Annotated in this window: 10 protein-coding genes and 1 tRNA gene; 2 read left to right on the plus strand and 9 right to left on the minus strand. The window is 67.8% G+C overall.

The genetic code is table 11. The features are described 5' to 3' along the window. Positions 1 to 13: 13 nt before the first annotated feature. The 3 genes from FHR38_RS09865 to FHR38_RS09875 form a co-directional block, all read right to left on the minus strand. Positions 14 to 2,542: a putative bifunctional diguanylate cyclase/phosphodiesterase gene (locus FHR38_RS09865; protein WP_184534383.1), complete on the minus strand. Its 2,529-nt coding sequence runs from the start codon at positions 2,540 to 2,542 to the stop codon at positions 14 to 16. 46 nt (positions 2,543 to 2,588) lie between these two features. Beyond that, entirely contained in the window at positions 2,589 to 2,738 is a 150-nt protein-coding gene (locus FHR38_RS09870) for a hypothetical protein (RefSeq protein WP_184534384.1), read from the minus strand. 732 nt (positions 2,739 to 3,470) lie between these two features. Next, positions 3,471 to 4,067: an MBL fold metallo-hydrolase gene (locus FHR38_RS09875; RefSeq protein ID WP_184534385.1), complete on the minus strand. Its 597-nt coding sequence runs from the start codon at positions 4,065 to 4,067 to the stop codon at positions 3,471 to 3,473. A 381-nt stretch (positions 4,068 to 4,448) separates the two neighbouring features. On the opposite strand from FHR38_RS09875, the gene FHR38_RS09880 reads away from it, so the two are divergent. After that, positions 4,449 to 5,009, plus strand: a complete 561-nt coding sequence (locus FHR38_RS09880; protein WP_184534386.1) for a hypothetical protein — start codon at positions 4,449 to 4,451, stop codon at positions 5,007 to 5,009. Positions 5,010 to 5,327: 318 nt separating this feature from the next. Here FHR38_RS09880 and FHR38_RS09885 read toward each other — a convergent pair. Continuing rightward, positions 5,328 to 5,411 (minus strand) — tRNA-Tyr (locus FHR38_RS09885). Between the two features lie 143 nt (positions 5,412 to 5,554). Here FHR38_RS09885 and FHR38_RS09890 point away from each other — a divergent pair. After that, positions 5,555 to 6,049: a YajQ family cyclic di-GMP-binding protein gene (locus FHR38_RS09890; protein WP_184534387.1), complete on the plus strand. Its 495-nt coding sequence runs from the start codon at positions 5,555 to 5,557 to the stop codon at positions 6,047 to 6,049. 83 nt (positions 6,050 to 6,132) lie between these two features. Here the strand turns inward: FHR38_RS09890 and FHR38_RS09895 are convergent, their stop codons facing one another. The 5 genes from FHR38_RS09895 to FHR38_RS09915 form a co-directional block, all read right to left on the minus strand. Then, positions 6,133 to 7,407, minus strand: a complete 1,275-nt coding sequence (locus tag FHR38_RS09895; protein WP_184534388.1) for an MFS transporter — start codon at positions 7,405 to 7,407, stop codon at positions 6,133 to 6,135. A gap of 217 nt (positions 7,408 to 7,624) precedes the next feature. Further along, complete coding sequence (locus FHR38_RS09900) at positions 7,625 to 8,722, minus strand: AI-2E family transporter (RefSeq protein ID WP_184534389.1); 1,098 nt, start codon at positions 8,720 to 8,722, stop codon at positions 7,625 to 7,627. A 353-nt stretch (positions 8,723 to 9,075) separates the two neighbouring features. After that, positions 9,076 to 9,954, minus strand: coding sequence for a zinc metalloprotease HtpX (gene htpX, locus FHR38_RS09905; RefSeq protein WP_184534390.1), 879 nt, complete (start codon positions 9,952 to 9,954; stop codon positions 9,076 to 9,078). Positions 9,955 to 10,063: 109 nt separating this feature from the next. Continuing rightward, positions 10,064 to 11,647, minus strand: a complete 1,584-nt coding sequence (locus FHR38_RS09910) for an NADH-quinone oxidoreductase subunit N (RefSeq protein WP_246446403.1) — start codon at positions 11,645 to 11,647, stop codon at positions 10,064 to 10,066. Next, a complete protein-coding gene (locus tag FHR38_RS09915) occupies positions 11,644 to 13,173 on the minus strand; it encodes a complex I subunit 4 family protein (protein ID WP_376771395.1) in 1,530 nt (509 codons plus the stop codon). Before FHR38_RS09915 ends, FHR38_RS09910 begins: the two co-directional genes overlap by 4 nt. Positions 13,174 to 13,198 lie beyond the last annotated feature (25 nt).

Here is a 13,198-nt window from a genome sequence, read left to right on the forward strand (position 1 = left end):
CTCCGGCTCCCGATCAGGGCACCGCCCGCAACCGGCGTACGTCGCCGTTCAGCAGCGACTCCGGCTCCAGTTGCGCGCCGAGCCATGCCTCCAACCGCTCGTACGACAGCGGACGGCTGAACAGGAAGCCCTGCCCGATCTGACATCCGATGTCCTGGAGCAGCTCGAGCGTCAACTCGCTCTCCACCCCCTCGGCCACCACGGTCAGCCCGAACTGCTGGGCCAACGTAACCACCGCGTTGACGATCGCCAGGTCCCCCGGATCGGTCGCCATCCCCTGCACGAAGGAACGGTCGACCTTGATCTCGTGCACCGGCAATCGGCGCAGGTGGGACAGGGACGAGTGGCCGGTGCCGAAGTCGTCCACGGAGAGCCGTACCCCGATGTCCCGCAACCGGCGCAGGGTGGGCATCGGCCGGTTGGTGCCGTCGAGCACCCCGGTCTCGGTGATCTCGAAGGTGAGCCGGTCGGGCGGGACGTCGTACTCCTCCAGCAGCTCCCGTACCCGATTTGGGAAATGCTGGTCGGTGAGGGTCCGGGCGGAAAGGTTGACCGCCACGGCCAGCGGCTGGTCGGCGACCATCCAGTCCCGGCTGCGGCGTAGCCCCTCGCGGAGCACCGCCTCGGTCAGCCGGCCGAGCTGGCCGGTGTGCTCGGCGACCGCGACGAAGTCCTCCGGGGCAACCGCGCCGTGCGCCGGGTGCTCCCAGCGGGCCAGACACTCCACCCCGACCAGCCGCCGGTCGCCGAGGGTGACCTTGGGTTGGAAGTAGACCTCCAGCTCGCCTCGGTCCAGAGCCCGGGTCAGGTCACCGGCCAGGCCGAGCCGGCGCATCGACCGCGATTCCAGGGCCGGGTTGAACAGTTGGATGCTGCCCGGGGTCGACTTGGCCGCGGTGGCGGCCAGGTCGACCCGCTGGAGCAGGATCGCCGGGTCACTACCGTGGTCCGGGTGTACGGCGACCCCCACCGCCGTGTCGACGTCGAGGGTCAGGGCGTCGAAGACCATCTGGTCGCGGATCTGTTCCCGTAGCTCGCCGGCGAGCGTCATCGCGACCTCGACACTCTCCACCCGCAGGGTCACCACGAACTCGTCACTCCCCACCCGGCCCACGAGGGAGCCGGATGGGGCGCTGGCGCGTAGCCGGTTCGCCACCTCGACGAGCACCTTGTCGCCGGCCGCGTGCCCCAGCGACTCGTTGACCTGGCGGAGCGCGTCGACGTCGAAGAGCAGGACGGCCACCATCTCGCCCGGTGCGCGTACCCGAACCGCCTCCTCCAGGGCGGCGCTGATCCGTCGGCGGTTGGGGAGGTTCGTCAACCCGTCGTGATAGGCGTCGTAGCGCAGTCGGTCGACAAGCCGGGAGTTCTCCAGCGCGACCGCCGCGTGTGCGGCGATCGTCTCGACGATCGGCACGTCACCCGGCTTGAAGTGGCCGATGTCACCGAGCCGGTTGACCACCTCCAGAGAACCGATCACCGCCTGGCCGGACCGCAACGGGGCGACGATGACGTCCTTCACGTCACTTTGTCGTAACGCACTCCGTAGCTCCTCGTCACCATCGAGGAACCGGCCGACGGCGACCGTCCGCCGTTCCTCCCGAGCCTTCTCCCGGGCTCTCGCTGGCGTCCGAGCGAAGTCGAGCAACCCCGGATCGTCGACCCGGGCGGTGAGCAGCACCTCCGGGTGGCGGCCCTGGGCCGGCAGCCAGAGGGTGGCGTACTCGGCCTGCATCAGGGCCCGGATCCGACCGAGCATCGAATCGGCCAGTGTGCCGTTCTGGCCGCTCTCGGTCATCGCCCGGGTCAGCTCGTACATGTCGGCGAGCGTGTTGTGCTGCCGGAAGAATCGGGCGTACGACCGGTAGATGAGCATCAGGGCGCCAGCGAGGGTCAGCAGTAGCAATGCTGACCACCCGGTTGATTCCAGGCAGATCAGGATCACCAGCCCCACCGACGCGTTCGCGGCAGCGATGAGCAGGCCGGACCCGGCGCTACGGATCACCTCGCCACCCGCCTGCGGCCCCTGCATGATCGTGATGACGCCGGCGACGGCCACCAGGGTTACCAGGGTGTTGGTGCCGACGACGAGCAGAAGCGTGGCCCAGGTGCCGGGTCCCACATCCTCGATTGCTGGCATCGCTACCAGGACGAGGCAGGCCAGCGATGTCGCCGCGGCCGTCTTGGCGACGTTGAACCACAGCTTGGCGGCGGGCAACCGGCGGCGCACCTGGGTGATCAATGAGCCGACCGTGCAGATGAGCACGACGGTCAACGGCGGCAGGTAGAACATCGCGAGGATCAACGGAATCTCGTTGATCGTGATGGTGAAGCCCTGCCGCCGGATGATGATGTGCAGAACGGGAAACTCTACAAGGACGAAGAGCCCAAGAAAAAGGACGGCCACCCATGGGCCGAATGGCTCAGCGTCGCCCCCGACCAGGGCAAGAACCACCGACCAGACAACCGCCAGCATGGCCAGCGGGCCAGTAATCAACCAAGAAACTTCAGAAGGTCGTCGTGGTGGCTGACGCTTGGCCATGCCGCTCCCATGGGTTGGCCGCCCATCCCGTCAGAGGCGCGGAATCCTAGGTCCAGTCGAATCCGTCGGTGGTCAGGTTTCCGCCGGAGTCCGCACCACTGGCTACTGCGAGTTGCTGGCCAGCACCCTGACCATCAGCACCGCTGAAACCGTAGCTGACGGCGAAGAGGCCGCCCACGAGCGCTACGAGCGCCATGGCAGAGCCGAAGCGTCGACTTAGCCTCCATGCAGGCATCTGCTGCTCCCGTCCAGTTGGCGAAGAGGTGGTAGAGGTTCCATGATGGTGCCACAGTCGACGGAGGCAGCAAAGCGACAGCAGGCACTGGAGGCCCCTCGCCGGCCAAGTTCAATCGCTGGAATTGCGTCGACTTCCGATGCTGTAAGCAACTATGGACGCTGACGGATACCCATCTGGCTACCCAGACCGCACAATCCGACGATTATAGCAAATCATGCTTACCACCTCGAATCCTACTGTCCACAGTTTACCGTCGAATCCCCCATTGCTTACCTAATCCCTTAATCGGTGCATATCCCTATATTCACCGCGTTCGCGAGCGCCTCTCGCCTCGTCCACGAGCGACGATATCTACGCAATGCCCCGCATGTCTGGCCGCCAGCAGAGCTTAGGCGGTGGGGCCGACATTCCAACCAAGATCAGCGTCTCGCCCCGTACGGCTCCCGGCCCAGCGTCATCTGGCACGCCCGACCCTCAATCGACCGGGAGCCAGAAGTTTTCCAGATGGCAAGTATTTCCATCACCGCTGGACGATTGCCCGCCCGTCACAGGTCCGCTGTCTCGGATAAGTGCCCGCCCGTCACAGGTCCGCCGTCTCGGATGATCTCCAGCCCTGGTCGCCTCGGCAGGCACCGACGATCGAACGGCGCAGAGTCGTTGGGCCAACCCGAGGCCGTGCTGGCTGCCAGCTCAGGCGGACTCGCCGGGCACCAGATACCGATAACCGTTGTCGGTCTCCTCCGCGAGCCAGCCGTTGACGCTACTGAGCCCCCGGTCGTTGATCTGCGCGTCGTGTATCGCGAACGCCCGGCTCGGGTTGACCGCCTTGACGAAGTCGATCGCCTCCGCCATCTTCAGCCACGACGCTTGAACTGGTACCAGGAGCGTCTCGACCGGCTGCTCGGGTACGTACAGCGCATCGCCCGGATGGTAGGTCGTCCCATCGACGATATAGCCGAGGTTCGCACAGTCCGGTTGGCCACCATAAATCGGCGCATGCCGACCGCCGACCGCTGCTACACGAAAGCCAGCAGCAGCGAACTCCTCCCCCGCTGGCACCCCGATGACCTCCAACTGCGGAAGGTCTGCCTCGACGGGAGCGTAGACGGGCACGCCGAGACCGAGCAGGCGGAGAACGTCGATGTGGTCAGCGTGCTCGTGAGTCACCAGCACCGCATCCGCGCCGATCAGGGCGGCTGGCTCGCTCCAGATCCCGGGATCGATGACAAGCACCCGGCCATCCTGCTCAAATCGTACGCATGCGTGGGTGTACTTGATGATCCGCATGGCGTCACAACGTACGCCGACCACACCGCTTCGTACGCTGCCGGGCTTGCACCTCTGGTTTTGTCGGGCGGCGCTCGTACGACGGCGGTTCCGGCGAGCGGAGGCTGGCCCTGCCTGCCTGCCGGATCGGATCGGATCGGATCGGCAACGAAACGAACCGGCCTCCGGGGTACCTGGATCGACCTGCCCACCATCTCTACACAGCGAGTCGCAGACAACCGGACCCGGCCGGATTCACCGGTGTCGTGCTGACCTGCCATTTCCCACTGTCTCAACAAGCCTGCTCAGTCAGCCACCCACCATCTGCCACTGCCCACAACTCCCACCCGAAGTCCCGGCACTCCCTGGCTCCAGGTGCCTGAAGGAGGCAGGCTCCACCCCGTGGAGAACACGCCCGAACTTGAGAGCCTCATCTCAGCTGCCACTGGCCGGCTGCATGCGGGTGACACCCCGGCTCTCGCCTACGTACGCGTCGCCACGACCGGAGGCGACCTGCGCTTGACCGCGGTGGCGGTCTGCGTGGCAGGCGGCACCAGCCTCAGCGAGGCCCATCAGCGATTGTTGGAGTACAGCGAGCTTTTCGAAGAGGTCTCGCTCGGTGAAGAGAACATCATCGGGGAGGTCCTGGAGGTCGCGGGCTACTTCGATCACCGGGTCGAGTGGGACGAAGCTGGTACTGAGATCACGGAAGCGCTTCAGGAAGCGCTCAGGGCCGCTGGCCCGGCCCCGAGCGGTTTGGCTCACAACGTCTATAGACGGCTGACCGCAGGGGGACTGCGGCAAGCTTTCCTCTCAGTCGAAGCTCTGTGGAGTAGCGGCACGCCAGAGAACCCGCAGGTCTTCTGGGCTCACATGGCGAACGCCGCTCGTCTCCTGGGCGACAGCGTCGAACCAGGATTCGCCGAGGCCGCCCAGCGCTGTCACGACCGGTCGCACAACTGAGATCATCCGAGCGAACCTTCGATCGCGGCCCGCTGAGCGGCCACCATCTGCCCCGCCCCAACCTTCACGCGGTCTACCCAGCAGCCGAGTCAGGGATGCTCACTCTCGTCGCGTCCTCATGCATGGTCTTGGACACGCCCCCCAAGATCCGCTGGACTTCCCATCTATCCCCTGTGCCTGATGCATGCCTGCTGATCGCCGAAATTCCCACTATCGCCCACAGCGAGCCGTAGACGACCGGACTCGGCTGGATTCAGGGGGACGAAACAAGATCAGCCCCTGACCGGCTTCACGCTGGTCAGGGGCTGTTTGTGCACCTGGTGGCGGGTAGAGGATTCGAACCTCTGTAGCTTTCGCGACGGATTTACAGTCCGCTCCCATTGGCCGCTCGGGCAACCCGCCTGGGCTTGCCACCGCATCTGCGGCAGCGGAAGCAAGAATAGCGGTTGCACCGGGCACCTGCGCAAGCGGGTACGGTCGGCAGGATGTGCCGCCGCCCGGCGGTCCGGAAAATCTTCATATCGCCACACAGCAGGAGCATGATCATGGCAGCCAACCCGTCGTTCGACATCGTCAGCAAGGTCGACCGGCAGGAGGTCGACAACGCCCTCCGTCAGACGGAGAAGGAGCTCTCCACGCGCTTCGACTTCCGGGGCACTGGGGCTCAGATCTCCTGGTCGGGCGAGGAAGCGATCAGTCTCCAGGCCGAGACGGAGGACCGAGCCAAGGCCGCTCTGGAGGTCTTCAAGGAGAAGGTGGTCAAGCGGAACATCTCGCTGAAGTCGCTGGAGTCCGGCGACCCGCGCCCCTCGGGCAAGGGTTACAAGATCGACTGCAAGGTAATCCAGGGCATCGACTCGGAGAAGGCCAAGGCAATCAGCAAGAAGATCCGTGATGAGGGGCCGAAGGGCGTACAGGCCCAGATCCAGGGCGACCAGCTTCGCGTCACGGGCAAGAAGAAGGACGACCTCCAGGCGGTCATCGCCCTGCTCAAGGGTGCTGACTTCGGGGTCGCCCTACAGTTCACCAACTACCGCTAACAGCGCTTCCGCCCGCCGCGGGAAGCGTGACTGCACGCCGAGCGGCAGCCACCCTTCCCGCGGCGGGCAGTAACACATGAGCGCTACGCCGCCTCGGTGGCGAGCACCTGCTCCATCCGTACGGCTGCTCTCTTCTCCGCGCGGGAGATCGAACCGGTCGGCAACGCCGCCACCACAGCGGCCACGGCGACGGACGCGCCGGCGAAGAGGAACGCCCACGATACGCCGCCGGCATGATCCACGATCAGGCCTGCCACCGATCCTCCGGCCGCGCTCGCCCCTACCGCCATGGTGACGACCCAGGTGTACGCCTCGTTCAGCATGCTGACCGGCGCGATCCGCCCGACCATCATGTTCTCCAGGGTCAGCGCCGGAGCGATGGCCGCGCCACCGAGGACGAGGGCGAAGCCCAGCGCGATCGGATGCGGCATCGCGGCGAAGACCGCGAAGCTGACGGCTACCGAGCCGAGGAACCAGGCGAACTGGCGGGCCATGTTCGCCGCCGGTTTACGGGTACCGAACCAGAGGCCCCCGACTGCGCTGCCCGTACCCCAGATGGCGAGCAGGATGCCGGCGAGGCTTTCCGCGTCGCCACCTCCGTTGTACGCCTTGGCGTACGCCGGAACGGTCACCCCGGCCGCCCCGAATGCGACGCCGAGGCCGGCAACGCAGAGCAGCAGGGCCTTGAAGCCCTCCACCCGGAGCGGGCCGAGCCCCCGGGCCTGGTCGTGGGTCGGGTGTGGCCGCCAGCCTCGCATCGTCTGGCCAAGGGCGACGGCTATCGTGCCGACCAGGGTCACCACGGCGGCCCCGAGTAGGGCGGCTGCCGCATCGGCAACCAGGACGAAGACTGCCACCAGCAGCGGGCCGAGTACGAAGACCACTTCGAAGAGCGAGGTCTCGGCGGCCAGCGCCGCGTTGCGCAGGGCGTACCGTCCGGTCTTGGGGTCGGTGAGGTCGTTCCAGGCGCCTCGGATCGCGGCGGTCAGCGGCGGGTACGTCGCACCGGCGATCCCCGAGGCGACGTAGATGATCGAGATGTTGTCCGCTCCTGCGCGGCTGGCGAGCAGTAGTCCGACCAGCGCGAACGGATGTGCCACCGCCGTGACCAGGAGTACGGGAGTGGGCCCGACCCGGTCGGCGATCCGTCCGGCGATAGGGCTCAGTACGGCACCCGCCAGCGCGTATATGCCTCCGGCTACGGCGGCGAGCGAGTATCGTCCGGTGACTTTCTCGACGACCAGCAGCAGGGCCAGCGGGGTCATGCCGATGCCGAGCCGGGCGATAATGCCGGTGATCAGCAGCATGGGCGCACCGGGGATGCGCCAAACTCCCAGGTACTGACGAAGCGCGGCCACGAAGGCGCCCCCTTGGGACGGTAATGGGTGGAAGACCTGCCGACCCTAACGTCGGACGGCTGGCGCGCGAACAGGTTTCGCACCCGTGGTGCGGCGTCTCACAGCAGTGACAGCGGCAGGTCGAGCCGCATCGTCGCATGGTCTCGTCCTATCTCAGACCATGGCGTCGCACGATCTCGCCCCACCTCAGAGCGTGGCGTCGAACAATTTCGTCGCCTCAGGGCATGGCGGGCAGTTCTGCGGACTGTGTCCCGCCGCGGTGTCGTAGTAGCACGGCCCCCGACCGGTACAGGACCGCCAGAATGGGCACCGCGATAACCGCGCCGATGATTCCCGCCAGCAGCGTCCCGGCGGTGACCGCCAGCAGCACCGGGGCCGGGTGCAGGCGTAATGCCCGGCCGACGATGAGCGGTTCCAGCAGGTTCCCTTCGAGTTGTTGGACGGCGATGACTGCAATGAGTACGAGCAGCGCCTCGGTGGGGCCGTTGGCGACCAGGGCCACCAGCACGGCCGCAGCACCCGCGACCGTGGCACCCACGATGGGAATGAAGCCGCCGACGAAGGTCAGCAGGGCGAGCGGACCGACCAACGGCACCCCGATCAGCAGCAGGGCGATGCCGACTCCGATGCCGTCCACCGCCGCAACGACCATCTGCCCGACGATGTAGCGGCTCAGCGTCGCCCAACCGACCTGTCCCGCCTCGGCGACGGAATTCCGTCGCCGGTCGGGGAAGATCCGCAGGAACCACTGCCACATCCTGTCCCCGTCCTTGAGTAGGAAGAAGAGCAGGACGATGGCGAGCAGGACGCCGCCGAGCGCGGCGATGGTGCTTTGGGCGGCTGCGGCCGGATCGACGTCGGCGCTCGTCACGTACTGCCGGACCGCCTGTGCGAGGGAGTCGATCTGTTTGCCGCTCACTGGTAGCGGCCCGTCAATGATCACCTGTCGGATTTCCCGTAGGCCGCTCGCCAGCGTGGAGCCCAGATCGGTGAACTGGGTAGCGACCTGGCTGGCCACTAGCACCACCACGCCGGCGATGATCCCCAGGAAGGCGAGCACGGTGATCAGGGCGGCCAGGCTTCTGGGCAGACGCAGCCTGCGGAGCAGCCGGCACACCGGGTTGAGCAGCGCGGCGAGGAGTAGAGCACCGGCCACCGCCACCGACAGCGCGGTCACTGCCGTGAGCAGTCGGCCGAGCAGGTACATGGCCGCAACCACGGCCACCAGGCAGAGGCTGTAGAGGGCGACGACCCGCAGTAACCATGGCACCGCGTGCCATGCGCTTCGACACCGCTCGGCGGCCTCCGACACCACGCCCCCTCTTCCTCGCCCCGATGCGCTCACATCGGCCGAACCGGGCGGTCGACGTGAACCCGCCTGTCAGTCGACGTGAACCCGGCTGTCACTTGAACCAGTCCTGTCCAGAACTGCCCCCTCCCGCTCACCCCCGGCTTAGCTCAGTCGACGAACCACCCTCCCACTTCAGCCCGTCGCATTACGGCGCATTAGTCGCATTCTAGAACTTTTGCGATAACGGTCCGGATGCGGAAAGGGTGCCGGTCCGCCGTCAGGCGGATCCGGCACCCTTTCGTCGTACGACAAGTCAGCGCGAGCAGTATGGCTCAGCACGCGAGCAGTACGACGCCAGCACGCGAGCAGTACGACAGTCAGCGGAGGAACTGCACCGGGCCGGCGTTCATGGCCATCTGCTCCAGCCGCCGGACCCGCTCCTCCATGGGTGGGTGGGTGGAGAAGAGCGACGCGATACCGTTCCCCTTCAGCGGATTGTCGATCATCAGGTGGGCGGTACTGGCGAGCTGCCCCTCCGGCGGCAGCGGCATCCGCTGCGTACCGGCGTGGATCTTGCGCAACGCGCTGGCCAGGGCCATCGGATCGCGAGTGAGATCGGCGCCGGAGGCGTCCGCCTGGTACTCACGGTTACGGCTGATCGCGAGCTGGATGATCGTCGCGGCCGCCGGGCCGAGAATCAGCATCATCAGCAGCGCCGCCGGGTTGGGCGAGTCCTCGTCGTTGCCGCCCAGCGGCAGGAACCACGCCAGGTTGGCCAGCATGGTGATGATCCCAGCGAGTCCCGCAGCCACGCTGGAAATCAGGATGTCCCGGTTGTAGACGTGCGACAGCTCATGGCCGATCACGCCGCGCAGTTCGCGATAGTCCAGGATCTGGGTGATCCCCTGGGTGACGCAGACCGCGGCGTTCTTCGGGTTACGTCCGGTAGCGAACGCGTTGGGCTGCGCGGTCGGACTCACGTAGAGGCGCGGCATTGGCTGCTGCGCCTCGGCGGCGAGTTCCCGCACCATCTGGTAGAGCGCGGGAAATTCCGCCTCGCTGACCGGTTGCGCCCGCATCGAGCGCAGGGCCAACTTGTCGGACCAGAAGTAGGTGGCCGCGTTCATTCCCAGCGACACGACCACGGCGATGACCAATCCGCCGCTGCCACCCAGCCAGTAGCCAACGCCAAGGATGAGCGCGGTGAGCAGGCCGAGCAGTGCGGCGGTCTTGAGACGATTATGGTGGCTGTGCACGAATCACTCCTTCGGTGCGCGAGTCCGTGGACCCGCCTACCGGTCCAACACCCCGGTACCCACCCATAGTCCAGACGTAACTGAGAGTTACCTGGGAAGGGAACCTTCCCTACATCCAGGCGGCGGCGTCGAGGACGAGTTGGGGAGCGAAGCCGACAACCACCGCAAGGAGGGTGGCGACCGCGAGGGCTGCCACAACCGCCCAGGCGGGACGAACGGCGGATGACTCGGGTAGGGATGAGGCAGCCACGGCTGACCCGGGCGAGGACGACGCAACGGATGACGACGACGGGGTGGCGGCTTCCGCCGGGGATGCGCAGAGAACGGCAGCCGCCGGGGATACGTAGAGGACCGCGGCGACGCGTACGTAGTAGGCGAGCCCGACCACGGCGTTGAGCGCGACCACCACGGCCAGCCACCCGGCCTGCCCGTCGAGCAGCGAGCGCACCACCGTCACCTTGGCGAAGAGACCGGCCAGCCCGGGTGGCAGCCCGGCCAGCCCGACCAGGGCCAGTACGAAGGCCGCCCCCAACCACGGGTGCCGCCGCGCCGCCCCCCGGTAGTCCTCGATCGTCCCACCGTCGGCACCAACCGGCCGCAGCGCGACCATCGCGCCGAAGGCGGCAAACTCCATCACCACGTAGAAGACGGTGTAGGCCACGGTCGCCGCGACCGCCGTGGAAAGCGCCTCGTCGGTCCGGCCACCAGCCAGCGCCAATGCGCCCAGCGGGGCGACGATGTAGCCGGCCTGCGCCACCGACGACCAGGCCAGCAGACGGACCATCCGGCGCTGACGCAGCGCCACCAGGTTACCGACGGTCATGGTGAGTACGGCCAGCGTCGCAAGCACCGGACCGGTGACCTGCGCCGGCAGGGCGACGGCGGTGACCGCGAGCAGGGCGATCACGCCACCGAGCTTGGAGGCGGTGGACAGGTATCCGGCCACCGGCACGGGTGCCCCGTCGTAGGTGGCCGGTGCCCAGGCGTGGAACGGCACCGCCGCCACCTTGAAGGCCAACCCGAGTACGACCAGCGCCACAGCGGCCGTGGCCAGTGGCACGTCCAGCAGGTCGGGCACCTCGGCGAAGACCGTACCGAGGCGGCGCAGGTGGACCGTGCCGGTGACCGCGTACAGCAGGGCCGCACCGAGCAGGGTCACCGCGGTCGCCACCACGCTGACGATGAAGAAGGTGGCGGCGGCCTCGGCACTGGCCACGCTGTTGCGACGCAGACCGACCAGCACGTACAGCGGCAGGGTCAGCGTCTCCAGGGCCACGATCAGGGTGATCAGGTCGCCGGCCCCGCCGAGCACGACGCCGCCGGTCATCGAGCAGGCCAGCAGGAAGCAGTACTCCCCCGCTGGCGTCGGACCGGTCCGCAGGATCGGCACCGACAGTGCCAGGACGCCGAGGGTGAGCAGCGCGAATACCGTGGCCACCAGCGCGCTGCGCCCGTTGGCCAGGTAGGAGCAGTCGGCGGCGACGCAGAAGGTTTGACGCGTACCGGCGCGACCGACGAGCACCGCCGCGATGGCGGTGGCGATCGTGCCCGTCGCGGCGGTGGCGATCGTCGCGCCCCGGCGGGCCACCAGCAGGTCGGCCAGGAGCACCAGTACGGCTGTGCCGGCGGCCAGGTACGCCGGCAGCAGCGCGACGTTGTCCACGGCCTGCGTCATCGGACTGGCCTGGATCATCGGACCACCGCCTCCACGAGGGCCTGGACCGGGTCACCGGCGATGCCGAGCACCAGGCCGGGCACCAGGCCGATAGCCAGCGCCAACAGCACCAGCGGCCCCCAGGCGGCCAACTCGGCCCCGGCGAGCCCGGGAGTGAGGCCGGTGACCGCTGGCGTGGGGCGCCCCTGGGTGACCCGGCGGAGCAGGCGCAACAGGTACGCGGCGGTGAGTGCCCCACCGACGGCGGCCAGTACGCCGAGGGTGGTCCACAGCGGCCCGCCCACCTTCAGCGCGGCGACCACGGCGAACGCCTCGCCCCAGAAGCCGGCGAGGCCGGGCAGGCCGAGTGAGGCGATCGCGGCGAAGGCGAGCAGCCCGGCCAGCCGGGGCGCGTTCTCCCGCAGCCCACCGAGGTCGGCGAGGACGCCGGTGTGTGCCCGGTCCTTGACCGCCCCGGCGAGGAAGAACAGCAGACCGGTGATGACGCCGTGCGCGATGTTGCCGATCAGTGCCGCTTCCAACCCGGTGGCGGTGAGGGTGGCGATGCCGAGCAGCACGAATCCCATGTGCCCGACGCTGGAGTAGGCGATGAGTCGTTTCAGCTCGACCTGGGCCAGGCAGACCAGGGAACCGACGATGATGGCGGCGACGGCGAGGATGCCGAGCACGTTGGCCGCCCAGCGGACCCCTTCCGGGGTGACCCCGACGGCGACCCGGATCAGGCCGTACGTCCCCATCTTGAGCAGCACCCCGGCGAGGATGACGCTGCCGACGGTGGGGGCCTGGGTGTGCGCGTCGGGCAGCCAAGTGTGCAGCGGCCAGAGTGGACTCTTCACCGCGAAGGCCAGCGCGAAGAGGGTGAACGCCACCAGTTGGGTGGTTCGGCTCAACTCGCTGCCGCCGGTGAGCGCGACGATGTCGGCGGTGCCGGCGGCGGTGACCACGACGAAGACGCCGACCAGGAGCAGCACCGAGCCGAAGAGCGTGTAGAGGGCGAACTTGCCGGCCGCGTGCCGTCGCCGCTCGCCGCCCCAGCCGGCGATGACCGCGTACATGGGCAGCAGGACGACCTCGAAGAAGAGGAAGAACAGGATCAGGTCGAGGGCGAGGAAGGTGCCGAGGATGCCGACCTCGATGACCAGCAGCAGCGCCACCAGGATGCGGCCCCGCCCCGGCTTGGGCACGTGCCACAGCGTGTACGCGCAGCAGAGCAGGGTCAGCAGCGCGGTGAGTACGACCAGCGGGTAGGAGATCCCGTCGACGCCGAGGTGGAACCGCAGATCCAGACCGGGTACCCAGGTCAGGTCGACCTCGTGCCAGGGCAGCACCGGTCGTGGCCCGGGGCGCACCGGCCCGTAACTGACCCAGCCCGGTCCGGCCCGGTCGAGATAGAGCGACAGGCTGACCAGGAACGCCAGCGCCGCGAACGCGGTCCCGACGATCCGGGCCGCTCGGTCACTACGCCGGGGTACGGCGGCGACCAGCACCGCCCCGAGGGCGGGTAGCGCCACCGTGGCGACCAGCAGCACCTGTCCGAAGCTCACGCCGGCCCCACCTCCCATCGCCGCC

It is taken from the genome of Micromonospora polyrhachis, from assembly GCF_014203835.1.
Classification (GTDB): domain Bacteria; phylum Actinomycetota; class Actinomycetes; order Mycobacteriales; family Micromonosporaceae; genus Micromonospora_H; species Micromonospora_H polyrhachis.